At 33.4% G+C, this 24,775-nt stretch carries 24 protein-coding genes; 1 reads left to right on the forward strand and 23 read right to left on the reverse strand.

What is annotated here, in order from left to right; translation table 11 throughout:
* Nucleotides 1-689: 689 nt before the first annotated feature.
* The 22 genes from BMZ76_RS04895 to BMZ76_RS04995 form a co-directional block, all read right to left on the reverse strand.
* Entirely contained in the window at nucleotides 690-2,588 is a 1,899-nt protein-coding gene (locus BMZ76_RS04895; RefSeq protein WP_091203614.1) for a polysaccharide biosynthesis protein, read from the reverse strand.
* A gap of 558 nt (nucleotides 2,589-3,146) precedes the next feature.
* Nucleotides 3,147-4,298, reverse strand: a complete 1,152-nt coding sequence (locus BMZ76_RS04900) for a DegT/DnrJ/EryC1/StrS family aminotransferase (protein ID WP_091203615.1) — start codon at nucleotides 4,296-4,298, stop codon at nucleotides 3,147-3,149.
* Nucleotides 4,298-4,852 carry a sugar transferase gene (locus BMZ76_RS04905; protein ID WP_091203616.1) on the reverse strand — a complete coding sequence of 185 codons (555 nt, stop codon included), beginning with the start codon at nucleotides 4,850-4,852 and terminating at the stop codon, nucleotides 4,298-4,300. The genes BMZ76_RS04900 and BMZ76_RS04905 overlap by 1 nt, the downstream gene beginning before the upstream one ends.
* Nucleotides 4,853-4,893: 41 nt before the next feature.
* A complete protein-coding gene (locus tag BMZ76_RS04910) occupies nucleotides 4,894-5,979 on the reverse strand; it encodes a GNAT family N-acetyltransferase (RefSeq protein ID WP_091203617.1) in 1,086 nt (361 codons plus the stop codon).
* Nucleotides 5,954-6,721, reverse strand: coding sequence for a GNAT family N-acetyltransferase (locus BMZ76_RS04915; protein ID WP_091203618.1), 768 nt, complete (start codon nucleotides 6,719-6,721; stop codon nucleotides 5,954-5,956). Before BMZ76_RS04915 ends, BMZ76_RS04910 begins: the two co-directional genes overlap by 26 nt.
* Nucleotides 6,693-7,313: a sugar transferase gene (locus BMZ76_RS04920; protein WP_091203619.1), complete on the reverse strand. Its 621-nt coding sequence runs from the start codon at nucleotides 7,311-7,313 to the stop codon at nucleotides 6,693-6,695. The genes BMZ76_RS04915 and BMZ76_RS04920 overlap by 29 nt, the downstream gene beginning before the upstream one ends.
* Nucleotides 7,306-8,514, reverse strand: a complete 1,209-nt coding sequence (locus tag BMZ76_RS04925) for a glycosyltransferase family 4 protein (RefSeq protein ID WP_091203620.1) — start codon at nucleotides 8,512-8,514, stop codon at nucleotides 7,306-7,308. The genes BMZ76_RS04920 and BMZ76_RS04925 overlap by 8 nt, the downstream gene beginning before the upstream one ends.
* Before the next feature lie 5 nt (nucleotides 8,515-8,519).
* Nucleotides 8,520-9,662 (reverse strand): non-hydrolyzing UDP-N-acetylglucosamine 2-epimerase, encoded by a 1,143-nt coding sequence (gene wecB / locus BMZ76_RS04930; protein WP_091203621.1) that lies wholly within the window; start codon nucleotides 9,660-9,662, stop codon nucleotides 8,520-8,522.
* Nucleotides 9,663-9,939: 277 nt separating this feature from the next.
* A complete protein-coding gene (locus tag BMZ76_RS16365; RefSeq protein ID WP_317615053.1) occupies nucleotides 9,940-10,050 on the reverse strand; it encodes a GxxExxY protein in 111 nt (36 codons plus the stop codon).
* Nucleotides 10,051-10,178: 128 nt separating this feature from the next.
* Nucleotides 10,179-10,322: a GxxExxY protein gene (locus tag BMZ76_RS16370; protein ID WP_317615050.1), complete on the reverse strand. Its 144-nt coding sequence runs from the start codon at nucleotides 10,320-10,322 to the stop codon at nucleotides 10,179-10,181.
* A 178-nt stretch (nucleotides 10,323-10,500) separates the two neighbouring features.
* Nucleotides 10,501-11,619: a polysaccharide biosynthesis C-terminal domain-containing protein gene (locus tag BMZ76_RS04940; protein WP_091203622.1), complete on the reverse strand. Its 1,119-nt coding sequence runs from the start codon at nucleotides 11,617-11,619 to the stop codon at nucleotides 10,501-10,503.
* Between the two features lie 128 nt (nucleotides 11,620-11,747).
* Entirely contained in the window at nucleotides 11,748-12,161 is a 414-nt protein-coding gene (locus BMZ76_RS04945; RefSeq protein ID WP_091203623.1) for a WxcM-like domain-containing protein, read from the reverse strand.
* A gap of 61 nt (nucleotides 12,162-12,222) precedes the next feature.
* Entirely contained in the window at nucleotides 12,223-13,257 is a 1,035-nt protein-coding gene (locus BMZ76_RS04950; RefSeq protein WP_091203624.1) for a polysaccharide biosynthesis protein, read from the reverse strand.
* A 10-nt stretch (nucleotides 13,258-13,267) separates the two neighbouring features.
* Entirely contained in the window at nucleotides 13,268-14,461 is a 1,194-nt protein-coding gene (locus BMZ76_RS04955; protein ID WP_167547421.1) for a glycosyltransferase, read from the reverse strand.
* Nucleotides 14,462-14,532: 71 nt separating this feature from the next.
* Nucleotides 14,533-15,585, reverse strand: coding sequence for an EpsG family protein (locus BMZ76_RS04960; protein WP_091203626.1), 1,053 nt, complete (start codon nucleotides 15,583-15,585; stop codon nucleotides 14,533-14,535).
* 25 nt (nucleotides 15,586-15,610) lie between these two features.
* Complete coding sequence (locus BMZ76_RS04965; protein ID WP_091203627.1) at nucleotides 15,611-16,777, reverse strand: glycosyltransferase; 1,167 nt, start codon at nucleotides 16,775-16,777, stop codon at nucleotides 15,611-15,613.
* Entirely contained in the window at nucleotides 16,777-17,748 is a 972-nt protein-coding gene (locus BMZ76_RS04970) for a glycosyltransferase family protein (protein WP_091203628.1), read from the reverse strand. Before BMZ76_RS04970 ends, BMZ76_RS04965 begins: the two co-directional genes overlap by 1 nt.
* A complete protein-coding gene (locus tag BMZ76_RS04975; RefSeq protein WP_091203629.1) occupies nucleotides 17,745-19,280 on the reverse strand; it encodes an MATE family efflux transporter in 1,536 nt (511 codons plus the stop codon). The genes BMZ76_RS04970 and BMZ76_RS04975 overlap by 4 nt, the downstream gene beginning before the upstream one ends.
* 216 nt (nucleotides 19,281-19,496) lie before the next feature.
* Complete coding sequence (locus tag BMZ76_RS04980; protein WP_091203630.1) at nucleotides 19,497-19,997, reverse strand: GNAT family N-acetyltransferase; 501 nt, start codon at nucleotides 19,995-19,997, stop codon at nucleotides 19,497-19,499.
* Nucleotides 19,990-20,946 (reverse strand): hypothetical protein, encoded by a 957-nt coding sequence (locus tag BMZ76_RS04985; protein WP_091203631.1) that lies wholly within the window; start codon nucleotides 20,944-20,946, stop codon nucleotides 19,990-19,992. Before BMZ76_RS04985 ends, BMZ76_RS04980 begins: the two co-directional genes overlap by 8 nt.
* Nucleotides 20,934-21,653, reverse strand: coding sequence for a WbqC family protein (locus BMZ76_RS04990; RefSeq protein ID WP_091203632.1), 720 nt, complete (start codon nucleotides 21,651-21,653; stop codon nucleotides 20,934-20,936). The genes BMZ76_RS04985 and BMZ76_RS04990 overlap by 13 nt, the downstream gene beginning before the upstream one ends.
* A gap of 2 nt (nucleotides 21,654-21,655) precedes the next feature.
* Entirely contained in the window at nucleotides 21,656-22,738 is a 1,083-nt protein-coding gene (locus BMZ76_RS04995; RefSeq protein ID WP_091203633.1) for a DegT/DnrJ/EryC1/StrS family aminotransferase, read from the reverse strand.
* 380 nt (nucleotides 22,739-23,118) lie between these two features.
* Here BMZ76_RS04995 and BMZ76_RS15870 point away from each other — a divergent pair, with 380 nt between their 5' ends.
* Complete coding sequence (locus BMZ76_RS15870; protein ID WP_167547422.1) at nucleotides 23,119-23,274, forward strand: hypothetical protein; 156 nt, start codon at nucleotides 23,119-23,121, stop codon at nucleotides 23,272-23,274.
* 338 nt (nucleotides 23,275-23,612) lie between these two features.
* On the opposite strand, the gene gmd is transcribed toward BMZ76_RS15870, so the two are convergent.
* Entirely contained in the window at nucleotides 23,613-24,737 is a 1,125-nt protein-coding gene (gene gmd, locus BMZ76_RS05005; RefSeq protein WP_091203635.1) for a GDP-mannose 4,6-dehydratase, read from the reverse strand.
* Between the last annotated feature and the right edge of the window lie 38 nt (nucleotides 24,738-24,775).

Genomic DNA, 24,775 nt, shown 5'->3' on the forward strand with positions numbered 1-24,775 from the left:
CAAAATTAGCAACCACTACAAAAAATACCCTTAAAAATCCCACAACAGTCCGCAGAGCGGGCCAAACTTATTCCTTCAATCAATAAAAATCCGTAAAATCTCTGGCCAAAATCAGCAACAACTACCACGACATAATATCCTTCAAAAATCAACAATAGTTCGCAGAGCGGGCCAAACTTATTCCTTTAATCAGTGAAAATCCGCTAAATCCGTATAATCTGCGGGCAAAATTAGCAACCACTACAAAAAATACCCTTAAAAATCCCACAACAGTCCGCAGAGCGGGCCAAACTTATTCCTTCAATCAATAAAAATCCGTAAAATCTCTGGCCAAAATCAGCAACAACTACCACGACATAATATCCTTCAAAAATCAACAATAGTTCGCAGAGCGGGCCAAACTTATTCCTTTAATCAGTGAAAATCCGCTAAATCCGTATAATCTGCGGGCAAAATTAGCAACCACTACAAAAAATACCCTTAAAAATCCCACAACAGCCCGCAGAGCGAGCCAAACTTATTCCTTCAATCGCTGAAAATACGCTAAATCCGTATAATCTGTGGACAAAATTAGCAACCACTACAAAAAATACCCTTAAAAATCCCACAACAGTCCGCAGAGCGGGCCAGATGTGTTACAAGCTGGTTAATCCTGCTTTTATAAAACGATAAATCCTATCCAGTGAGAGTTAATCCTTTTGATCCAACATTTCATACGCCGAATTCATGCTTTTGAATTCAGGTACTATCTTCTTCATTTGAGTCACTATCGCATCATTGGCAAACAAATCTGCCAGACGAATCAATTCATTTATATCAGTATGCAACCCCTCGAACTCTTCTTGTATTTCTTGTGCAATCATAATTTTAGCATGATGCGTTGGAATCGACTTTGAAGTATCATTAAGCAACTCTTCATACAGTTTCTCTCCGGGTCTCAAACCAACAATATCAATTTTGATGTCTTTATCAGGAATGAATCCTGCTAACTTAATCATCTTTCGTGCCAAATCAATTATCTTAACCGGTTTACCCATATCAAAAATATAAATTTCACCGCCATTCCCCATAGCTCCCGCTTCCAAAACTAACTGACAAGCCTCAGGAATAGTCATAAAATAGCGAATAATGTCTATATGCGTAATGGTAAGTGGGCCGCCTTCAGCGATTTGTTTGGTAAACAAAGGAACAACAGAACCATTGGAACCCAAAACATTTCCAAAACGAGTGGTAATGAATTTAGTAGCATGAGAATCCTTCTCTTTTTGGTCTTTCAATTGTAATGATTGCACATATTTTTCAGCTATTCGCTTACTGGCACCCATTACATTACTGGGGTTTACCGCTTTATCAGTTGATACCATTACAAATTTTTCGACGCCGTACAAACAAGCTAAATCAGCCAAATTTTTAGTCCCCTTTATATTGGTGAAAATTGCCTGACAAGGATTTTCTTCCATCAGCGGAACATGTTTATAAGCAGCAGCATGAAAAACAACTTCGGGTTTATAAGATGAAAAAAGCCTATCCATTGCCTCTAAGTTCCTAATATCCCCAATAACGGTTCGGATTTTGGCGCGGGTAATAATACTGTCCGTTTCTAATTTGAGATGGTGCAAAGGCGTTTCAGCCTGATCTAAAATAATAATTTTTTTTGGATCAAATAACAAAACCTGTCTCACGATTTCACTCCCTATAGAACCGGCAGCTCCCGAAATCAATATCACTTTGCCTTTCAACTGATTTGAAATGGACTTGTTGTCCAATAAAATTGGTTTTCTTTCTAGAAGATCTTCAATTTGAATGGTCTTTACTTTTTGGGAAATCTCTTTTTGATTTTCCCAATCAGATATTAAGGGTACGGTATATACCTTGTAGTTGTATTCCAAACACTGGTCTACAATGATAAGTTGTTCATCTTTTGACAATCCCTTATCAGCAATGATAACGCCTTCCGCTGCTACCGAACGCATCAAAGCAGGCAACTTTTTCTTTTGCACTAAAATAGGAAGATCCAACATGCGTTTGGAAGCATTCTTATTTTTTTTATCGACAAATCCCACAATTTTAAAACGGGAAGGTGTTTCAAATTTTAAAGCGTTAGCAACCGATATTGCATTGGCATCGGTTCCGTAAATGACAGTTCGTATTAATTCTGAATTGCTCTTTTCAGAAAAATATAGTTCAAATGTTTGCTTCACCACGACTCGATATAAAAACAAGCCGCAAAAAGACAGAACAATATTGATAAAAATAGCGGTATTTAAAAAGGCTTTTGAACCAAGGATAATCTCGTGTAAAAAATTAAAAGCAAGAAACACAATTAAAACGGCCGATTGTGAAAACAATAATTTAACCGCATCAATATTAGAAGAATGCCGGATAATTCCGGAATACGTGCGAAATAGCCAGAAAAAAAACAAATTGATTCCAAAAAAAGAACTAATGAAAATGATAGTATGAGGCGTCGTTATATAATCCAAACCCGTACCTCTAAAGAGTAGAAAAGTAAAAAAGAACGACAACAGCAGAACCATCAAATCAATGCATACGATGATCCAGCGGGGCAAATAACCCAAATTATGCATATTCAATCTAAGGTTCGTTTTTGAAAAAACGTCAGAGACAAACTGTGCTGCCCTTTTATTTACAGGAATACTCAAAGTAATTTATCTTTTTTTAAATGAAACATGGCGAATAATAAATCGGAATCAAATATAGGAAATAAAATAAAGTCTTAAACAAACACCTTTTTTACATATTAACGAATAAAATACGCTGACCGTATGTAGAATCGTTGAACAAATGCAAAAAAGGGCTATATTTTATGATATTGTGCTTGCAGATCTTTAATAAGTCAGGCTATTAACTGATAATCGAAACAATTAGTAATAGCTGATGTGTATAATTATATAAAATTAAGAATTTCAAAAAAGATATAAAAACACCAACTTCAACTTAAGTAAGCGCAGGATTACAACTTAGTAAAAAGAATCGAATAACCCGATTCTGAGTCCATATGGCTATGATTTACTAAATAAAGTGAAAAGTCTTAATAGAAATACTTAAAAACTACGATTTTATGTGTTTAAAAAATAAAACATAGTGAGTTACAAAAACTACTAATAATAATGATAAAAAATCGATTATCCTTTCTTACCAAACAACTGCGACAAAACACGATGAATTCTATTCCGATCTTCTTCCGTTAAATTAGAACCAGAAGGCAGACAAAGTCCATTTTCAAACAGGGTTTCAGCCACTTTTTCTCCATAGTACGGATACTTTTTAAAAATAGGTTGCAAATGCATCGGTTTCCAAAGGGGTCGGGACTCAATATTTTCTGCTTCCAATGCCAATCGAATCGTTTCTCTGGTCATTCCATTCGCCTTTTCAGGATCAACCAATATAGCACTCAACCAATAATTAGCAAAATAATCATCGTTGGGGACGGTAAATACAGTAATAGCTGATATATCATTAAAAAAAGCACCATAAAAATCATGCATTGCCCTGCGTTGCCCAACATGATCGTCCAAGACTTCCATTTGGCCTCTACCAATACCGGCACAAACATTACTCATGCGGTAATTATAACCTATTTCGCTATGCTGGTAGTGTGGTGCATCGTCTCTGGATTGGGTAGCAAAGAAAATAGCTCTTTCTTTTAAAGCTACAGTAGGCATTACAATGGCTCCCCCTCCTGAAGTGGTGATGATTTTATTACCATTAAAAGACAAAACCCCAATATCTCCAAAAGTTCCACATTTCTTCCCTTTATAGCTGCTGCCCAAGGCCTCGGCAGCATCCTCTAAAATGGGAATTGCATACGCATCTGCAACGGCCCTAATCGCTTCAATTTGAAATGGCACACCATACAAATGAACTGCTATAATAGCTTTAGGTTTCTTTCCTTTTGCGATCCGGTCTTTAATGGCTGCTTCCAAAGCTATTGGACATAAATTCCAAGTATCCAATTCACTGTCAACAAAAACTGGAGTTGCCCCCTGATAAAAAATAGGATTAACCGAAGCAGAAAAAGTCATACTTTGGCAGATTACTTCGTCACCTGAGGTCACACCCAATAAAACTAAACCCAAGTGAATGGCTGCTGTTCCGGAACTTAAAACACCTACAGCAACTTCCCCTTTAGATAAATATTTCTCTAAATCTTGTTCCAGCCCAGTAACATTTGGACCAAGTGGAGCTACCCAATTCGTATCAAAAGCCTCCTGCACATATTTCCGCTCACTTCCACCCATGTGTGGGGAAGAAAGCCATATTTTTGATTTATTCATTATCTGAGTATTGTTTTAATAATTATTTTTATATCGATAAATAAATTGTTGCAATAAAAATATTCTAAATTCATTTTCACCTTGTCGGGAAAAATAACGGTATCGTTATAAGTTAATGGATCCTGTTGCTGAGCTAGTAATTGTTCTTCGTTAAAGTATTTCAACGAGGCTGCACTGGTAAGTCCCGGTTTCAACTCTAATATTTTTCTTGATTCCCCTTGCAACTGGTCATAATAACCAGGAATATCCGGTCTTGGTCCAACCATACTCATATTTCCAATTAAAATATTTATCAATTGGGGCCATTCATCTATTTTTATTTTACGAATAAAATTTCCAAAAAGCGAAATTTTTTTAACATCATTATCATACTCTCGTACTGATTTTAATTTAATGATATAAAAAGGTTTTCCAAATTGTCCTATCCTTTTCTGAAAAAAAAACCCATTTGATTTAGTATCTATAACTACAACAAACCATACTAAAATAATTACCCAACCCATAAAGCAAAGTCCAACAATAGCAAATAACAGATCAAAAAATCTTTTTATCATTACATTAATGTTCTGAATCAAATTTCATTGCCTTAGCAAAATTAATTTAGCTTATTATACAGCGGAAAAAATGAAGTATCAGTGCGATTCAACTTCTCATTTCCTGATAGAACTCTTAATTCTGATGCTTTTTCAATGAACTGATCATATATTTTCTGATTTATAATTTTTCTGCCAGTATAATATGAGACCACATCATTTGGAAAAAATGATTTTTTATATTTAAATATTCCATCCTCAAAACCATAACCTCCTCCAAGTACATAATATTTCTTATTTTTAAATCTTGCCCAATTCAGAGCTTCAACTTTTAAAAAATCATTTGGTCTTTTTTCAAAATAGTTTTCATCGGTTCCGCCAAGAAACGAATATATCATTTCTTCCGAAACTAATAACAACTCAGACGAAATTGGAATTGCTTCAAAATAAACCGTACAAATTGCTACATGTTTTTCATTATAATTAATAAAATTTTTAAAATCATCAAAACTATACAAAAAATTTACCGTAGCATTTGTTCTTTTCATTGTGAGCATGTAAATATCATAAAATTCTAAAATCTTATCTTCTTCAATATTTTTATAATGTACTTCGCTTGTCAAATTTTCTCTTTTAGCTTTATTTATATTTTTCCTAACCTTATGATCGAAAGACACCCATTGTGATTCCTCATCAATAATTTTCCCTTTGACATTCAACATTGTAGGAACTACATCTCCTGAATATTCATTATAATTTCCTGAAAGATTAAACCGAATAAATTCGGTCACAACATTATTATCTAAATACCATTGGTCAACATTTTTCCAAAATTCGCAAATATCTAAATCTCTTATATTGGCCGAGAAAAAGGGACCAGTATACCCGTAAGGGGTAATGAAATCAAAATAATCGGTTTTTTCACCACCTATTGCAATGGGTCTTAAATAGCCAGGCATTATGACAATGAAATTATTTTCATCTGAAATAAATGAAAAGCAAATCAGATTTTCTAATCCACCGCTAAAAACATTAATGTAATCTGGTAAATAGTAAGGATTGTTTATACCTAAAGAAGAAAGAAGTAATTTATAATTATCAATTCCTTCTTTGGTATATAATTTATAAATAGTAAGCATTTGTTTCATTTAAATTATTAAAAACATCTTTTATCTTACCATTCATTCTTGCGGAAATTTCTAAAACAATAAATTGATAGTGGCTTACGCTTAAGTCTTTTACATCTTGGTTTGTAATAATAGTATACGTTTGACTTGAAATTCTTTCAAGAATTAATAAATCATGAACCAGAATTGTTCTGTTATTTACAATTGTAGCTACTTTATTATTCTCATAATAAATGCTGTCAAAGCCATTGTTGTCTTTTAAAAAATAAATATCAGATATATTTTCAATATTCAATTTGTTTGAATCCCTTGCAATACTCTTCCATGTTGATTTTTTCTGAATTTCTAAACCAAGACTTAAATACCATTTTAATGCTTTGTGATTAGACAAAAACACATCTAGTTCAAAAATTTTTTGACTGCCGTCGTACGATAAATTCAAACTTTCTTTCAAAAAATGCTTTCCTATTCCTTTTCCTTGGCATGATTCATTCAAACAAATATTATTCAAAAAAATGGTGTTTTCAAACAGTTTAAAATGAATAAAACCGCTCAACACGTTATTGATCTTAAGAACAGAAACAAAATTAGTTGTTTTATTCCGGATTACATTTTTAAAAAAAAATGGAAAATTAGCATCAAAATAAATAAGATGCCCGTCGACAGTTGTTCCTTTTGAAATTAATTTATGTAAGTTGATGATTGTATTAAAATCATCATCAACCTTTTCGTATCTAGTTATTTGTATTACTTCTTTCATCATTTAGATCTTTCATTAAAATACTTGGATCCACACTCACTCCTTGTGAAAATAAAACAACATTTATAGAATTAAAAATTATAGCAATATCATTTCTAAAAGAAATGTTTTTTACATATTCTACGTCAAAGGCAAGCCGCTCATCCCATTTCACTGTGTTTCTTCCATTAACCTGTGCAAGACCTGTAATTCCAGGTCTGACGGTATGACGAAATCTTTCTTGTTCTGTATAAAAAGGAAGATAAGAAACTAATAAAGGTCGAGGTCCTATCAAACTCATATCCCCAACAATCACATTTATTAGTTGAGGGATTTCATCTAAAGACGTCTTACGGACAAAGCTACCTATTTTTGTCAATCGTTTTGTGTCAGCAAGCAAATTTCCTTGTTCATCTTTTTTATCATTCATGGTCTTAAACTTAATGATTTTAAAATTATGCTCACCTTTTCCAGGGCGCATTTGAAAGAAGAATGGTTTGCCTTGATTTGCAAAAAATAATCCAGTGGTAATTAATATAAATATTGGACTTAAAATGAGAATACCAAAAAAAGCAACTAAAAAGTCAATCAAACGCTTGAAGAAATTTTTATACATTTTCAAGTCTTTTTTTTATAAGTTGATAGGAACGGTCAACATGAAATTCTGTTACTAATAGTTTCCATGCATTCTCCTTCATTTGCAAATAATTTTCTTCATCATCGCAAAATTTATTAATTGCGTTTTGCATTTCTTTTTGATCTCCAGATAATATCCAGTAGCCACATTTTGCCTTTTCAATTACTGAACCAACATCAGTATTAGGGTCAGTTGCCGCAAGAACTGGTAATTTAATCTCTAAATAAGATAGCAGTCTTGAAGGGAAATTTGGTATTGTGAAATCTCTGTGTAAAAAAAGCATCCCTACATCACAGGCTCTTAAAAGAAATTCATAATCGTCTTTTGGCAAACCCTTCATCATCATAGCATTTTTGGGTTGCTGTGTTTCAAACCATTTTTTTATTCGATTGTATTCAGTACCACTACCAATCACTAAAAAAAACACATCTTTTCTTTTAGTAGCTGTAATGGTTTCCAAGAGAAAGTCAACACCTTGAGGTTTTCCTAAATTTCCTCCATACACAAAAATTTTTTTGTTTAAAGGAAGTCCATACTTCTTCTTGATAATGTTATTTTCTTCTTTTGCTTGAAATAATTCTAATGGAGAAATTGAATTTGGGTTGACCTCAACTTTCTTTAGAGCAATATTTGGATTATGGGTTAAAAGAAATATCTTATTAGCTTCTGACATGCATCCTATTGCGTCAGAAACTTCATATAATTTTCTTTCTTTTTTCAAGAAAAATTTATGAAGCAGACTTCCTTCCTTCAGCATTTTCATATCAATTGCATTTTGCGGAAAGATATCCTTAAGCATAAGGTAAGAGTAAGCATTATCTCTATTTTTAATGTAGCTTATAACCTTAGAGAATGTAATTGGTGGAGTTGAATATGTAATGAGGTCAAACTCTACATCAGATAAATATTTTTTTATCCCTCTTAAAAATTGATATTCTATTGCAAGTGTCCCTATTCCTTTTTCTATAATATTTGTTTTTTGAATGTTTAAGGTCTGAATATTTAAAATCACGCCTCCTTTTTCTTTAATAATATTGGTTTTTTTGTTTTCTCTTCGTTCCATTGGAGTAACAACATAGACATTGTGACCTTCTTCAAAAAATTTTCTCAAAAGATCTGTATAAACTCCTCTGTCATCGAGAGAACCAATTCTGGCCATTGTTAAAAAAAGTACATTCATATATTTTAATTTAATTCTCTCCAAACAGTTCTTTTCACATAATCCGTATAACTCAGAATAATACGTACCATTTTCTCGGACACATTGGGCATGGAATAATCAGCAACAGGCCTAAAATTTCTTTCAGAGCCTCTTTTCTGATATTGCAATTGTACCAATCCCTGCATGATTCGTTCCGGATTCAATCCCACCATCATAACGGAAGCTTCTTCCATCGCTTCGGGACGTTCGTGCGCATCACGAATATTTAATGCTGGGAAATTCAATGTGGATGATTCCTCAGAAATGGTTCCAGAATCAGAAAGAACAGCATACGATTTCATTTGCAGAGCGTTATAATCATTGAATCCCATTGGTTTCAAGAATTGAACTTCCGGCCGCATAGCAATATTTTTGCTGTCAATCATCTTTTGTGTACGAGGATGGGTACTAACAATGATTGGGTAGCCATACTTTTCTGCAATCAGATTCAAACTATCCATCAAGCCTTTGAAGTTTTTTTCGCTATTGATATTTTCTTCTCTATGAGCCGAAACTACAAAATATTTGTGCGCTTCTAATTGTAAAGTATTTAAAATCTCTGAAGCTTCAATTTCTGGCAAATAATGATTCAAAACCTCAAACATCGGTGAACCTGTTTTAATGATTCTATCTGCCGGCAAACCTTCTCTTAACAAATATTCCCTAGCAATATCACTGTATGTCAAGTTAATGTCCGAAACGTGGTCTACAATTTTTCGGTTAGTTTCTTCAGGAACGCGCTGATCAAAACAACGGTTACCCGCCTCCATGTGAAAAATTGGAATATGCCTTTTCTTAGCTGGAATAGCACAAAGACAGCTATTTGTATCGCCTAAAACTAAAAACGCATCTGGCTTTTCACGCTCCAATAGCGGGTCGATTTTGATTAATATTTGTCCTATAGTCTCAGTAGCTGTTATTCCGGCCGCATCTAGGAAAAAATCAGGCTTACGTATCCCTAAATCGTCAAAGAAAATTTGATTTAGCTCATAATCATAATTTTGCCCTGTGTGCACAATCACATGGTCTATAGCTTCTGAATGGTCTAAAGCTGCCATTACTCGGGATAATCGAATTATTTCTGGTCTGGTCCCAACCACTGTCATTACTTTTAATTTCGTCTTCATATATATTTTATTTCTTATTTGAATCTTTTATCATTTTGCTTTTTCACTTTTTAAAAATTTTAGTGTTTTTGTTTTCACGCAGATTTAAAAGATTCAAAGGATTTTTTTTTATTTATAAAAATCTCATGATTGTTGATATAATCGAAATTTAAGATGATACTTTTAATTCTTCTTATATTTTCTATTTTGAAATCTATATTGAGAATTACAACCATTTAAAAGATTCAAGGACTTTTTTTACTACTAATTGTGTCTTTTCTATTGATACAATTAAAAATTAATCTATATAATTATTTACAATGCTTTTGATGCTTTCCCTAATGGAATCTGTTTTGAAATTTACTAAAATTCCTACTGGGATAGAAGTCAGTTTGAGATATGTTATAATTTGTTTGTAATGTACTTTAGATAATTCTTCAACAGATTTAAGTTCTAAATAACTTTATTTTTTACCAAAATATCAATTCTAAAGGCGACATCTAAAATTATATCTTCGTAATGAACTGGTAATTCCAACTATCTTTTGAATGCTAATCCAGCCTTATCCAATTCATAAAATAATGCAGATTGATAAACAGATTCAAACAAACCTGGACCTAATTTATTATAGACGTTAAAAATACATCCTCTAATTTGATATGTTAATACCTCTTCTTCCATTTCAATCTTTTATTGAAAATTATAATCTTTAAAATCAAAATTTAAAATTATAGAAAATCTTTTAAATCTGCGTGAAGTGATAAAAGACTCTTAATACATATTCAAGCAATTTAAAAATCAAAACTTTATATTATAGAAAAAAAAAAAAAATGAATCCTTTAAATCTGCGTGTAAAATTTTACACATTTTCAAAATACGTATCGGGATCATTCTCATCATAAAATTCATTAATCCAAAAATTAGTATACAAAACCTCATCCCCAATATTTTTGATATTGTGGGTATACCAGATGGGCATGTCTACATACGCTGGTTCAGCACCATCTAAATAAAAATCCAGAACCTCATTAGTTCCAATGCGTCGCAATTGAATTAGTGCCTTTCCTTTAATTACGGCAAAGCGTTCAATTTTTCGTGTATGATAATGATTCCCTCTTGTTATTCCGGGTACCGTTGTAGAGAAAGACACTTGACCGCCAATCCCCAGTCGAATCACTTCGACAAACGAACCCCGAGGATCTATATGCTGGATGAATTTTACTGGAAAATGATTTTTTATATCCATATAACAACGGAAAGTATTGAACAAATTCAACTCAAAGATATTTTTAATGGCGGGTATTTCGCCTTTATCCTGATATTCTGATTTGTATTTTTCCAATAAAGCCAAGATTCCTGAAACTTTTGACTCTGAAGTAGAAGGAATCCAAACCTCATCGCTGCTTACGCCACTTCGAATTTCTTTCAAAATTTCCGCGACCAATTCCCCAACATAAATTAATTTCATGTCGCCATCAACTTCTATTAGAGGAGTTTCTCCGTGTGCCAATTTATGGCAAAAAGTAGCAACCACTGAATTATAATTTGGATGACCAAAAGGCCCGAAAACATTGGGAATAATCATTCCTGTGAATTTTCCCCCTGATTTTTCAGCCCAGCGAATCATCATTTCACGGCCTTCTTTTTTAGATTTTCCATACAAATTATCTCGCTCTTCTTGTGTGGAGGAGGAAAATAAAATATGGGCTTTGCTATTGGTTATAGTGAGCGAATGGATTAGTTTTTGAACCAATCCAACATTGTTATCGTAAATAACCTGTGGCTCATTGTGACGATTCATCGCCGCCAAATGTACAATAACATCGCATTGTGAAACGAAATGATTTAAATCAGTTTCAGTATCAAAAAATTTTCTTTGAAAAGCAATGCATTTAAATTCATCAGGAAACAATCTTAAAGTATTGTATAAATGGGTTCCGACAAAACCGGCCTGACCAGTGATTCCTATTTTTATCATTATCTATTTGTTTCTCGCAAATTATATTTTGTTTTTCGCAAATCTATGCTGATTTTATTTAACGCTGATTTTTTTATACAATTTGCGCTAATCGGCGTTTTTGGATATGCATCAATCCTCGTGAAACTTTAAACGAAGTAATCCACCTCATAACGATATTCATCTTGAATGGCTCCTAACAAATAATCGGATAGGACGAGCAATTTAGAACCTTGCTCTAAAGACTGAATGCTGCTCACATATCCTGATGGCACATGCAATACATCCAATTTTTCTGAATCGACAATATAAGTTAACTGTTCCAAATCTATGGAAGGTTTTTTCCAATGATCAATGGCTATCAACTGAATGCGAAACGAACCCTTTATCACCGAAAACCATCGTTGTTCGATTTGATGTCCTTGCCAAGCCCGAACAAAATCAGTACTGTGATTTTCTATCACATACATTCTTTTGATTGCCGAAAGATCAAAATCATTATTGTAAAACAAAGTCCCTCTTAAATCCGTATGACGGTCTCCTTTTTTTATTGTTGGAATCATTTTCCTAATTTACCGATTACTAACTACTCATCGCTGATTACTGATCGCTGAAAGCTTTTTTCTATCCCGGCGTTTGAGCCACATCTTCTCCAAAAACCTCTTTTTTGAGCAGTGGCAGATTTACTAACAACTTTTTCATTCCTTCAACGCCCAACTGTTCTGTATTATGGGAGTGATAATCTTCAATTAGAGATACATCTTGTTCCCCTTCCGAAAAATACTGCGCATAATTCAGATCCCGGTTATCAGCCGGAATTCTGTAAAAATCGCCCATATCTTCAGCCTTTACCATCTCTTCGCGGGTACACAAGGTTTCATAGAGTTTTTCTCCATGACGGGTTCCGATTATTTTTATTTCATTATCGGCATGACAAAGTTCTTTTAATGCTTGTGCTAAATCACCTATTGTCCCTGCAGGTGCTTTATTGACAAACAAATCGCCTGAATTCCCATGTTCAAAAGCAAATAAGACTAATTCTACAGCTTCCTCTAACGACATCAGGAAACGGGTCATTTTAGGATCCGTAATTGTAATAGTTTTACCTTCCTGAATTTGTTTTAAAAACAATGGAATCACAGAGCCTCTGGACGCCATTACATTTCCGTAACGGGTCAGACAAACCGTGGTGTCTGTAGTATTTCTGGAAGCCGCAATCGCAACTTTTTCCATCAATGCTTTAGAAATTCCCATCGCATTAATCGGATAGGCCGCTTTGTCCGTACTCAGGCAAATTACTTTTTTTACTTTATTGGTTGCTGCTGCATCAATTACATTTTGCGTCCCAAACACGTTGGTTTTAGTCGCTTCCAACGGGAAAAACTCACAGGAAGGCACTTGTTTTAAGGCCGCAGCATGGAACACATAATCAACCCCGCGCATCGCTCTTTCTATACTGGTATAATCACGAACATCTCCAATATAAAATTTGAGTTTGTCATTTTTCAGCTGGTTGCGCATATCGTCCTGCTTCTTCTCGTCACGGGAGAAAATACGTATTTCTTTAAAGTGGTCGGTATGAAGAAATCGGTTCAAAACCGCATTTCCGAATGAACCTGTGCCTCCTGTTATGAGAAGTGTTTTATTTTGTATTTTCATTTACTTTATTTTACAAATTATTTATCATATCAAAAATCTTTTTTACTTGTGATTCTGGATTTTTATTTGTCAGAATAAATTCGGACGCTTTTGCTCCAAAGTCTATCAAATATTTTTCTTCTTTATTGCAAACCTCAATTATTTTATCCTTTAAACCTTCAGCATCTTCTTTTTCTGCAATAAAAAGAAAAGGAAAATATTCAGGTGGAATGGCTGGCAAACGGTGCATTATACAAGGTGTTCCAGATGCTAAATATTCCATTGTTTTTGATGGGAAGGAATATTTAGTGTAATCACCTTGCGACGTACGTGGATTAACAAGTACTGTAGCTCTTTTTTGCATTTTTTGAATTTCAATAAAAGGGAGTTGTCCAAAATATTTAATTCTTTTATCTATTAGTGATTTCTTAATAATTTCACCTTTGTAATCTCCATCGCCACAAATCCATAACTCGTAACTCACATCTTGAATTAACATAAAAGCATTCATCAAATTTTTAATCCCATAAATTTCTGCCAGTGAACCAGTATACAAAATAACTTTTCGACCTTCCTTACTAACCGCATGCACATTTTTAGTAGGCAAAAAAATACCTTCAATTCTAGTCCATGGTTTATTTTCTACCACTATGAAATCAACCATTTGATCACTAAAAAAAACAAAAGAATCGATTGCTCCTAAATACTTCTTTATATTATGTGAATCAATCCATTTGAAAAACACATAAAATATGTTCTTGCTAGCAGACATAAACTGAGGCAAGTCGGGAATCACGAGACAGGTTTTCAAATTATAACCATTAGCTTTCAGTTTGAATACAGCTTTTAGAAATGGAGAATGCATTGCATAGATGATTATTGTTGTCGGTTCATTGGAATCAATTTTTTTTAATGTTTGATATAAATTATAATATTTGCTTACGTGCTTTATAAGGGGCAAATTTAAGAACCCCACACTTTTATCGTTACTTTTTTCCTTATGAAAAAAAAAAGACTTGGAAAAGTAGGCTTTTTTATAATGAAATGGATAAGAACCTACTGCCGGCAAAGTTATTAATTCAATGTCAGGATAATAGCAGTCGAGCCCATTAATTAACGCCCATTGAAAATTATTGGCTGCATTATCAATGTAACCTTTGCTGTTACTAGTTATTTCTTCAGTTCTTTCAATTGGAAAAAAACTCCCTATGTATAATACTCTCATAATTGGTAACATTTTATTTTAGATAATCAAGAGGACAGTAGCCAATAAAGATATTTCACTTTAGACATCTTTTAATGGTCAAAAACACTTTCTAAATTAAGTATCGTATCTGGAATTATTTTTGAATTATCTAAACTAGAATAAAGTGTAAAAATAAACATTGCCCCAAAACCCAATATTAAAATAAACGCCCAGACTCTTTTTGGAAATATTTTTTCTAAAGAGGGTAGTACAATTGGAGCAAAAACTATAAAATAGGTAGCAAATCTAAAGATAAAATAAAAGGAAGGCATCAAATTATATAAAAGAACACCAATAAAAAAAAGGTTGAATACTATTTTGTACTGTACATCTTCATTTCGTTTTTTATAGAAAATTAATAAGATCAGCACCAAATTAAAAAAAAGCGTAAGATACCCAGATTCATTTACTAAAGTAACTTCCTCTTCAAAATACCAATAATAGAGCGTAAAATATTGAGCCAAAAAAGAGGTTAGGTCAATTTTTAATATTTGCCCCACGATATAGGAAACCACTAGTACATTTATTAATAATTTATTTGAATAGAGACGATTAATAATAAAATAAAAAGGCAATAAAAAAATGGCAGAAATATGAAAAGTTGCTGCTAATAAGACACAAAATACATAATGCAGAAATTTACGATTTTCAACGAAGCGGATGCTGTACATGAAAAGCGATGCGGCTCCCATCTGCCTTACCAAATTAAAAGTATTAAAATAGAAAATGCTCCCTGTTAAATAAATGAATATAATCAGAAACGTATTATTGTATCTATAAAAAGAGTTTATAAACAGATAATTGGTCATTAGCGCCATCATCAAAAAGAAGAACACAGGACTTAATTCTGTAAAGTATACGATATTAGAAAAAACTGAAAATCCGGGCTCTTTAAGTGTATATTCGTTAAAATACCCATTAATTAAAAGGTCATGGTATCCGTCATAATCTTGCCCCAGTCCGTCTCTAAAAGCAGCAAAATACACTACTACTGTAATAAGGCAGATTTGCGCAAATTTACGAATATTGGGATTTAATTTTTTATCTGTAGAGATGAAACAGAAAAAAAGCGCAATAATTATAAAATTAATCCAGTACAGCATAAGATTCTTAACTTTTGATTCTAAATTATTTTTTTCCTAAAATCTTATATATTACTGAAATTACAGTTTTATTTTCTGAGTTAATCATCTCATATTTATTCAAGCATTCCTGTTCAAACAAAGCATATTTTTCTGTAGATAAAGTTGCTGAACAATTAATCGTTGCTGCCAGCTCTTTTGCATTACCTCTTGTAAAGAAAAAACCGGTTTTGGGCGACACAATTTCATCCATTCCGTTCACATCACTGACCACAACAGGTTTGCCAACCCTATAAGCTTCTAATACTGGTCCAGCAAAATGCGGGATGGTTGACGGGAATAACAAATAGTCACACGATCTTAAATAATCATACACATTGTTGATAAGCCCTATTTCTATTACCTTATCGCTTTTCCTTAATTTTGCAACCCAATACGATTCAACCATCTTTTTTAAATTTCCAAAAAAACCCGATCTGGATTGGTAGTCGATGTTTCCTGCAAAAAATATTTTCACATTAGCATTTAAATAGGGCAATGCAGAAACAAGGACATAAAAACCTTTGATCATCTGCAGTCCTCCCAGGTACAAATAATATTTTTTGTCCAGATCGGTCTTAATTGCTTGTTTATATGTAATGGCTCTCATTGGATCATAGATTACTGTTGTTTTAGAAAGTAAATTAACACGACTAGCATTGTCATTACTAATGGCAATAATATGATCCACCTTTTTGGAAATAACTAATTTAAATAATGAACGCCTTATCCCTAAAAAACCTTTACCCAGAGGCTCTCTTACATGTACTATAGTTTTCTTTTTATTTAAAATGGTCCAATCTGTTAAAAATGTTGAATTTAAATATAAAATATCAAATTCATATTTTTTCAACACGTTTTTGGAAAAATATAAAGCGTTAAGTATGTAACTTATAAAGAACCGTGGCAAGAGTATCAGCGATGTAAGACTATAGGTAGTTCCTTCAATATGCGGCCAAAAAGAATAGATCTGTTTAAAGAAGAAAGTATTTAAAAAAATCGTCTCAATACCGCTTTCCTGAAAAAAAGATACTGCGGAACTATTTTTTAAACACAAAATTGTAGGTTCAATTTCATCTGCCATAGACAGCACGAGTTCCTTTAAACAAATAGACGCCCCCCCAATACCCGTTCCATGGTGAATAAATAATATTTTTTTTTTTACATTTGCCATTACCGATTATTTTTACTTCCAACGAAACCAATTTTTAATTTTGCGTAATGAATTGTTAAATACTTCATATAATTATAATAGGTATATAACCACCTTAATTTATGTACTTTAAAATGTTTCTTCAGAACGCTAATAACATCTTTATTCTCTTGTAGATCTTTGCTTTCTACAGAAAAATCGAATGAACTATCGGTATCCATTAATTGATCGCGATATATGTTTGATTCAATTATTCCGCCATGCAGCCCACTTCCGTCATGTCCATGATTGCGAACCTTGGAAACAGAAGGAAACAAACAACGCATGTTGTTCTCAATTAAATACATTGAAATAAAAGTGTCAGCCGTCATATGATTATTGTTTATAATCTGCAATAAAGCAGGCATATAATGGCTTGAATAGCGCTCTAACTGGACTGCATTTTTTGGATTAATCAAAAAAGAATTAATTTCATCGGGGTTTAAACTTATTTCGTTCCACTTATCTTTCCAGATGCCACAGCCCCAGGCAGAATATCCTTTCCATAAATACGCGTTTGCTTTGTAAGAATGTGGCATATTGATAGGATAATTATAACCACATACAGCGAAAACATCCTTTCTATCATTGTATAAATTGAGTCCTTTATTTATATATAGTAGAAAGTTATTAGAAAATTCATTATCATCTTCAGTGACAATTAGTCGATCATGTGTTTTAAATAGGTCATCGAACGCTCCAAAAACATTTCTTTCTGCTCCATAGTTAACATCACGTCTGATAACATTTATAGATTTAAAGCCTTTTATAGTAGGTATGTATTGTTCAATTTTATTATAACCTTCCCAATGCGCGTCTTTTGAAGGATAATCAAAAGCAATATGCAAATCCGTTTTATCTGCATCAATACAAGCTAAAAGTGACGCCACACATCGTCTGAAATGGTCATGTCGGTTTAGTACAGTAATTAATATAGGTGCGTGCATATTCATTTTAATTTCTTTTTAAAATAAGTTTCTTTAATTTTTTGAAAAAAGCTTGAAATTAAAGCGGTCTCATTACGCTCAATTCCTATAATATAAACAGCTGCTAGTAACCAAACTATTGATAAAGTACCCATACATAAAAACCGTAAAAGTCCTGCATCGAAAAAATCACGGATAATAAACAACGGTGAAACAAAAATCGAAACGAGCATCATCTTGAAAAACGCTTTTTTAATAAAAAATTCGATATTAAAATTTAAAATTATCTTTAACATTACCAGTTGCACAATAAAAATTATAATGGATGTACAAGTATATACAATTAATATTGAATAAGGAGGCAAGCCAAATGTAAAAGCTATATAAGCAGCAGGCAACCCTAGTAACATTATTGAACTTAACACTATTTGGAAATACTTTATCTTTCCAGTAGCTTGTATTGCTGCTGGCACACCTGCACTCATCGTAGTAATCAGCGCATTCACTAGCATAATTTGTATGAATATCTTTGTAAATATTGGGACTACAGTAAGCCACAGATTTAAAATAAAGTTCGTTTCCAAAAGAAGCGGTAAACTTGGAATAAGCATCAGGAAAAAAGAATATTTCGATGCATAAATTACCAATTGTGCAGTTCTATCTGTCCTGCCACTACTATAGCTTTTTGTTATTTGGGGAATTACGGCTTGACTCAAACTTTGAGAAAACATTTTAACAAAGCTATTGACCTGACTTGCAATACCAAAACCAGAATTTAGAATTGTACCAAAAAAAGAATTAATGATTAACGCCGATCCTTGCGTTTCGCCTACGCTTGCCCCAGCGCCAATCATGATCCAGCCTGAAAAGCCCATCATTTCTTTGTATTTGCTTTTATCTTTTTGCACTTTCCAATTGGTAATACTTGAAAAATTATACCTGCAATATAAATAATAGAGCACTGGAGGAATTGATGTTACTACTGAAACTAAAACAGCATACAACCGCAGCCTATTTCCAGAATAGTTCATAATTAAAATTATGGCCACCAGACTAATCAAACTTTTAATTATTTCAATGGGCGCTGTTATTGTGAATTTTTCCTTTGCAGTGAGTAATCCTTGATAGGGAATGGTAATAATAGATAAAACCACCCCTAGTACCGAAAAGAAAAAGACAAAAAAAGCATCATCAAGTTTACCGTTGTCAACTTTTAAAAAAAACTTGATATAATAAACCCCAAATGTTAATGCGAAAATAACCACGAGGAGTGCAAGTACAAGATGAATGATCAAACTAATATTAAACACTTTATTTACATCCTCTAATTTTCCTCTTACTATTTCAAATGCAATAAATCTGTAAGTTGTTGAAATCATAACGATATTTAAAAATGACATCATGGTAACAACACCTCCTACTACATTATATAAACCAAAATCTGATACTCCCAAAGCCTGAAGTATAAATCTTGATGAAACAAGCCCGATAACTGAAACAAAAATGAGCCTGATATAAAGTACTAAACTATTTTTAACGATTGTTGAATTTTCGCTCATATAAATTATTAATAAAAAATTCCAAATTTCGACCTAAGGATATCACTATTGAAGGCATGGAAACATGGAAATAATTGTAATGCAAAATCATCACAAACAGCAGGGACTTTGGCTAAAGTCGTAGGTTTTATATGTATTAAGCAATTGCAGTGTAGACTATTAAGATTCAATTGCTGTCTATAATCCCAAATAGAGAATAAAATTTTAAAAATATTTTTAATGAGACCCGCTTACTTTGGATCCATCAAGATAAATTAAGATACAGGTCATCATTAATTCTTCACCCTCCGATTCATCTACAATGAAGTGATTTTTTTGATAAACTTTAATAGCTGAAATATTGCTCTTCTTTACATACAAAAACACTTCTTTTAAAGCGAGCATTTTCTTCGCATAAATCAATATTTGAGAGGTTGCCTGATTTGCAACACCTTTTCCCCAAAATGATTTTTCACCAATAAAAATATGAAATTGAGCTTTTGTATCTGCTATGTCTGTTAATTGAACATTTCCCACGTATTGATCATCAACAGTTATAGCAAATCTGCGGCTGGATTCTTCATTGACAACTCTTTGAATCCATTCCATTTCTATCACTGGTGTGATCAATCTATCCGGCCTATTACCTGTTTGAGACCACACTTCAGGATCATTTCTCCATTTCCATGAAATTAACGCATCTTCAATAACTAATGGACGGATTAAAATTTTATACATACTTTAAAATATTTAACATATCATTTGAACCATAACGCTGGTCAATAGGCAAATATACCACCTCAGCCGTTAAGCGGTATTCCAAGCTGGCCGGTCTGCACGATTCTTTTACATTGGGCCAATATGCAGCTGTATAGATTTTTTCCTGAAGCAATCGTTGTCTTAATGCTTTATCTTCAGTCCAATATGGATAAACCATTGGTACCGAATCACTTGATAAACGCAATGTAAGTTTGTTGGTTTGGTGTAAGGCCTTCTCCAAACACCTGTAATTTTCAATTCTTTTTTGAGCTACTGTTTCATAATCGATTGACCCCAGTATAGCTGTAGTTAGTCGTGACATTATTTTGATAGGATTTTGTTCCAACGCCTTGTCATTAGCTACAAAATGACGATATCCGGCTTCCGCCGAATCATCTTTGCGGATCAGTAAATGTGCCATCCTGTCGTAAGAACTATCTTGTTCAAATTTATCTGTAGATTTTGTATCGGTATACAAATAGGCTCCATCCGCTACTCCAAAAAATTTTCTAGCGGAATAAATAGTGGGTTCACCCTGAAATGGTTTGTCAAAAAAAGCTTGTGCATTGTCTACAATCAACTGTTTACATTGCCGGGCAAGTTGTGCCACATAATCACTTTTTAATCCAAAATAATTGGTATATAGAAATGCATCGTCATCGTTCAACGAAGTAAAATCAAACAGGGGCTCCAATTGTTCATCAATAGCATAAAGCCTAACTGGTATGTTTAATTTTGCCATAGGTTCCAACAGTACCTCGCAGGTAAAATATGGTATGTATATTTGCTTGAAAGTGCGAACTCTCAATAAATATTCCAACGCATTCCTAGCCGTATTCAATGCTATAGCCTGCGGATGATAGCAATTTCTTATCTCGCTGGCCTCCAATTCCAGATACCCGCCAATCGCTGTTCTTAGTTTTTCCATTTGACGTCGTACTGCGATATCAGCTCAGCAGTTTGTTCAAAGCCATTAAACAAAAGCATGTCAATGATTGATAATCCAGCTACAAAAGCATCATTGCCTTGATTGTATTGCTTCAAAACTGGTTGAATAAAACCCAATTTCATGTTGATGTTGGAAAATGGTTCAGGAAAAATAAATGATTCTCCACCTTGCGCGTTGATATAATGGGTTGCGTTGAGTTCTTTTGCAATAACCCTTCCCCAGTCTCCTTCTTCCGGCTTTTGTTCAAACCAGAAATTATAGTCTGTATATTTATCAAATTTTGTAGTAAAACCCAAAGCCTTACTAATCTCGATAGTTGACTCTATATTAAAAGATGTCAGATACTCATAATCTTTTTCAAGAATTTTTTCAATTAAGGCCCTAATTTCATAGAAAAATGGCGCTTTATTTTTATAACCGTTCAATTGCTCTAATAATTTCAATTTCCAGTAGTCATGGTTATCTAACTTTACCGTTGTAAATAGCGCTTTGTAATCTGGTTTGATTAGACTGGGTCTAATAAAATAAGGTTCTGCCTTCTCAATATTTAACAGCCTGTTTCGTGACATCCAGGATTTTTTAAGATATTGGACATCATCAAAAAACATAAAATGCTCGACACTATGGATTAAAGAAAAATATCCAGAATACGGAAAAAAATACGGCTGCATTACTGCTACTTTCATAATTAGTTATTTTGAACTCTTAACATTAAACGACAAATCAAATCTACCTCTTCCAATGTCAAATCATGAAATAAAGGAAGACACATTATTCTTTTGGAGATATCTTCCGTAATAGGCATTTCAACGGATTCTAAATAAGGTAATATATTTGACAACGAAGGATAAAAGTAACGCCTTACGAATATTTCATTTAATTTCAGCGTATCAATACATTTATGAAGTAGCTCCTCACTTTCAACTACTATTGGATAATAGGCATAATTTTGTGATCCCTCCTTATGCCATATTTGCTTAATTGCTTTGTAATCTTTTAGTTTTTCATCGTAGCGATCAACAATTTTTTTTCTATTATTATGAATTTCTTGAATAAAGTTCAGATTCACTAACCCCATGGCTGCATGAAATTCTGAATTTTTTCCGTTCAATCCTAACTCGGCAAAAGCCTCTGGGCCATCAAAACCAAAATTTCGCATAAAAGCGAGCTTTTTGAGTAATGCTGTATCTTTTGTAATGACCAATCCTCCTTCGATTGAATGGTACAGCTTTGTTGCATGTAGGCTACAAATGGAAATATCACCATAATCAAAAATAGACTTATCATTTACTTGTACTCCAAAAGCATGTGCTCCGTCATAAATGACTTTAAGATGGTGTTTTTTGGCTATCTTTTCAATAGCAGCCACATCGCATGGATTTCCATACACATGGGTAGCCAATATAGCCGAAGTATTTTCGGTTATGGCACTCTCAATTTTATTGGGATCTATATTCAAAGAATCTTTATCAATATCAACAAATACTGGTTTGCACCCTTCCCAAACGATACTGCTTGTGGTCGCTACAAAAGAAAACGGTGTTGTAATTATTTCTCCTTTTAAGTCTAACGCTCTTATAGCCATTTGTAAGGCTACAGTTCCATTAGTGACAAAAAGCAAGTGGTCTACTGACAAATAGTTTTTTAATCGCATTTCGAGGTCACTTGCTAATGGCCCCATGTTTGTAAGCCATTGGCGTTTCCATATACCCTGAAGATGTTTGTTGTATTCCTCCTGTGGAGGGAGAAAGGGTTTAGTTACTGGTATCATTTATAGTATATTATTAGGATTAAAGGAGATAATTTTCCAAAAACGAGATGATTTTTATTTTTAAAACAGCTATTGTTTACTTACTTTTTTTAAATATTTGAAATAATCTCCTTTTAAGTTCTCGATTTCTTCATATAAAGCAATCTTGTCTATCCAATTGAAATTTATGGCTATCTTTTCCAGACAGACGATTTTCAATGCTGTCCTTTTCTCTACTGCTTTTACAAATTCAGTAGCTTCTGTTAAAGACTCATTGGTTCCTGTATTTAGCTATGCAAAGCCTCGGCTCATAATCTGAACCCCGAGTGAATTGTTGGCCAAATAGCATTGACTGACCTTGATTATTTCTAATTCACCCCGATAAAAGGGCACCACTTTCTTTGCAATTCCTATCACTGAATTGGGATGAAAATATAGACCCACGACTTTTCGTAACCATCATATTCAAAAAACCGGAAACGTCAGCATCATTATTGGCAATGAAATTATTAGTGGATTTTGTAACAGAACCTAAAGCAATCTCGTACAGGATATAATCAATCCATTGAATGGCTTTATGACGATCTGAAATATTTTACAATTAATTTAAAGTTAGGATTGCTTTATAAATGTTTTATGCTCTAGTATTTTTGTCGGCGGCAAAATTATCCAGCCATACTCCTTTACCATCGTATTATAGTAAATGTTCATACAATTTGGGAACAATAAATCCGACTCCACCTATTACCAAAATTGTTTTATTTTCTATTTTTTGTACATTTTTTCTTCCAGTAAAATTTAAATTATTTTATTTCGATTAAGTACATTTTTTAAACAGATTAAACAATTAAATTTTCCCAACCAGTTAAACTCCTCCTAACCAATAAACTTTTCATTACTCAAAATAATTTAAAGTAGTATACCCTCCATCTTTCAAATATTGATCTTTCTGCATCAATTTCAAGTCGGATTGCATCATGTCTTTTACCAAAGCAGGTAAGTCATATTTACATTCCCATCCCAGTTTAGTTCGTGCTTTGGTAGGATCTCCAATCAACAAATCCACCTCAGTAGGCCTAAAATATTTAGGGTCTACCGCTAATACTTCTTTCCCAATTTCTATTTTGTATTCTGGATTAGAGCAAGAAGCAACATACCCTTTTTCTTCCACACCTTTTCCTTTAAATTCTAATTCGACACCTACTTCGGCAAAACTCATACGCACAAACTCGCGTACAGGTGTTGTTTTTCCGGTAGCAATAACCCAATCCTCAGCTTCTTCAGCTTGCAAAATCATCCACATCATACGAACGTAATCCTTGGCATGACCCCAATCGCGCTCAGCATCCAAGTTTCCTAAATAAAATTTATCTTGTAAACCCAAAGCAATTCTCGAAGTCGCTCTGGTAATTTTACGCGTTACAAAAGTTTCCCCACGAATAGGCGATTCATGATTAAACAAAATACCGTTACAGGCATACATTCCATAAGCTTCTCTGTAATTTACGGTAATCCAAAAAGCATACATCTTGGCTACTGCATACGGAGAACGAGGATAAAAAGGAGTCGTTTCGGACTGTGGCACTTCCTGCACTTTACCATACAATTCAGAGGTCGAGGCCTGATAAATACGAGTCTTTTTTTCTAATCCTAACAAACGTACCGCATCCAATATCCTTAAAGTCCCTAATCCATCTGCGTTTCCGGTGTATTCCGGTGTTTCAAACGAAACTGCTACATGACTCATGGCGGCCAAATTGTAAATTTCATCCGGCTGAATTTCCTGAATCAAACGAATAAGGTTGGTACCGTCTGTCATATCGCCATGATGCAAAAAAAAATTACGGTGATCTACATGCGGATCTTGATACAAATGATCAATTCGATCCGTATTAAATAAAGACGAACGTCTTTTTAATCCATGAACGATATATCCTTTTTTAAGCAAAAATTCGCTTAAATAAGCTCCGTCTTGTCCCGTTACTCCAGTAATAAATGCTGTTTTTTGTAATGTACCCATTTTTTTAGCTTAAACGGTTAATCGATTATTTGCTTAGT

Origin of the sequence: Flavobacterium xueshanense, assembly GCF_900112975.1 — a bacterium.
GTDB lineage: Bacteria > Bacteroidota > Bacteroidia > Flavobacteriales > Flavobacteriaceae > Flavobacterium > Flavobacterium xueshanense.

What these genes read in the sequence shown, in the direction of transcription:
- BMZ76_RS04980 (WP_091203630.1), bottom strand. Translation starts at nt 19,997, where the DNA reads ATGTATAAAATTTTAATCCGTCCATTAGTTATTGAAGATGCGTTAATT.
- BMZ76_RS04975 (WP_091203629.1), bottom strand. Translation starts at nt 19,280, where the DNA reads ATGAGCGAAAATTCAACAATCGTTAAAAATAGTTTAGTACTTTATATC.
- BMZ76_RS04915 (WP_091203618.1), bottom strand. Translation starts at nt 6,721, where the DNA reads ATGATGAAAGAAGTAATACAAATAACTAGATACGAAAAGGTTGATGAT.
- gmd (WP_091203635.1), bottom strand. Translation starts at nt 24,737, where the DNA reads ATGGGTACATTACAAAAAACAGCATTTATTACTGGAGTAACGGGACAA.
- BMZ76_RS04905 (WP_091203616.1), bottom strand. Translation starts at nt 4,852, where the DNA reads ATGATAAAAAGATTTTTTGATCTGTTATTTGCTATTGTTGGACTTTGC.
- BMZ76_RS04900 (WP_091203615.1), bottom strand. Translation starts at nt 4,298, where the DNA reads ATGAATAAATCAAAAATATGGCTTTCTTCCCCACACATGGGTGGAAGT.
- BMZ76_RS04945 (WP_091203623.1), bottom strand. Translation starts at nt 12,161, where the DNA reads ATGATTCCAACAATAAAAAAAGGAGACCGTCATACGGATTTAAGAGGG.
- wecB (WP_091203621.1), bottom strand. Translation starts at nt 9,662, where the DNA reads ATGAAGACGAAATTAAAAGTAATGACAGTGGTTGGGACCAGACCAGAA.
- BMZ76_RS04925 (WP_091203620.1), bottom strand. Translation starts at nt 8,514, where the DNA reads ATGAATGTACTTTTTTTAACAATGGCCAGAATTGGTTCTCTCGATGAC.
- BMZ76_RS04950 (WP_091203624.1), bottom strand. Translation starts at nt 13,257, where the DNA reads ATGAAAATACAAAATAAAACACTTCTCATAACAGGAGGCACAGGTTCA.
- BMZ76_RS04910 (WP_091203617.1), bottom strand. Translation starts at nt 5,979, where the DNA reads ATGAAACAAATGCTTACTATTTATAAATTATATACCAAAGAAGGAATT.
- BMZ76_RS04985 (WP_091203631.1), bottom strand. Translation starts at nt 20,946, where the DNA reads ATGGAAAAACTAAGAACAGCGATTGGCGGGTATCTGGAATTGGAGGCC.
- BMZ76_RS04995 (WP_091203633.1), bottom strand. Translation starts at nt 22,738, where the DNA reads ATGATACCAGTAACTAAACCCTTTCTCCCTCCACAGGAGGAATACAAC.
- BMZ76_RS04965 (WP_091203627.1), bottom strand. Translation starts at nt 16,777, where the DNA reads ATGGCAAATGTAAAAAAAAAAATATTATTTATTCACCATGGAACGGGT.
- BMZ76_RS04960 (WP_091203626.1), bottom strand. Translation starts at nt 15,585, where the DNA reads ATGCTGTACTGGATTAATTTTATAATTATTGCGCTTTTTTTCTGTTTC.
- BMZ76_RS04940 (WP_091203622.1), bottom strand. Translation starts at nt 11,619, where the DNA reads ATGATAAAAATAGGAATCACTGGTCAGGCCGGTTTTGTCGGAACCCAT.
- BMZ76_RS04920 (WP_091203619.1), bottom strand. Translation starts at nt 7,313, where the DNA reads ATGTATAAAAATTTCTTCAAGCGTTTGATTGACTTTTTAGTTGCTTTT.
- BMZ76_RS04895 (WP_091203614.1), bottom strand. Translation starts at nt 2,588, where the DNA reads ATGCATAATTTGGGTTATTTGCCCCGCTGGATCATCGTATGCATTGAT.
- BMZ76_RS16370 (WP_317615050.1), bottom strand. Translation starts at nt 10,322, where the DNA reads ATGGAAGAAGAGGTATTAACATATCAAATTAGAGGATGTATTTTTAAC.
- BMZ76_RS04970 (WP_091203628.1), bottom strand. Translation starts at nt 17,748, where the DNA reads ATGAATATGCACGCACCTATATTAATTACTGTACTAAACCGACATGAC.
- BMZ76_RS04955 (WP_167547421.1), bottom strand. Translation starts at nt 14,461, where the DNA reads ATGAGAGTATTATACATAGGGAGTTTTTTTCCAATTGAAAGAACTGAA.
- BMZ76_RS04990 (WP_091203632.1), bottom strand. Translation starts at nt 21,653, where the DNA reads ATGAAAGTAGCAGTAATGCAGCCGTATTTTTTTCCGTATTCTGGATAT.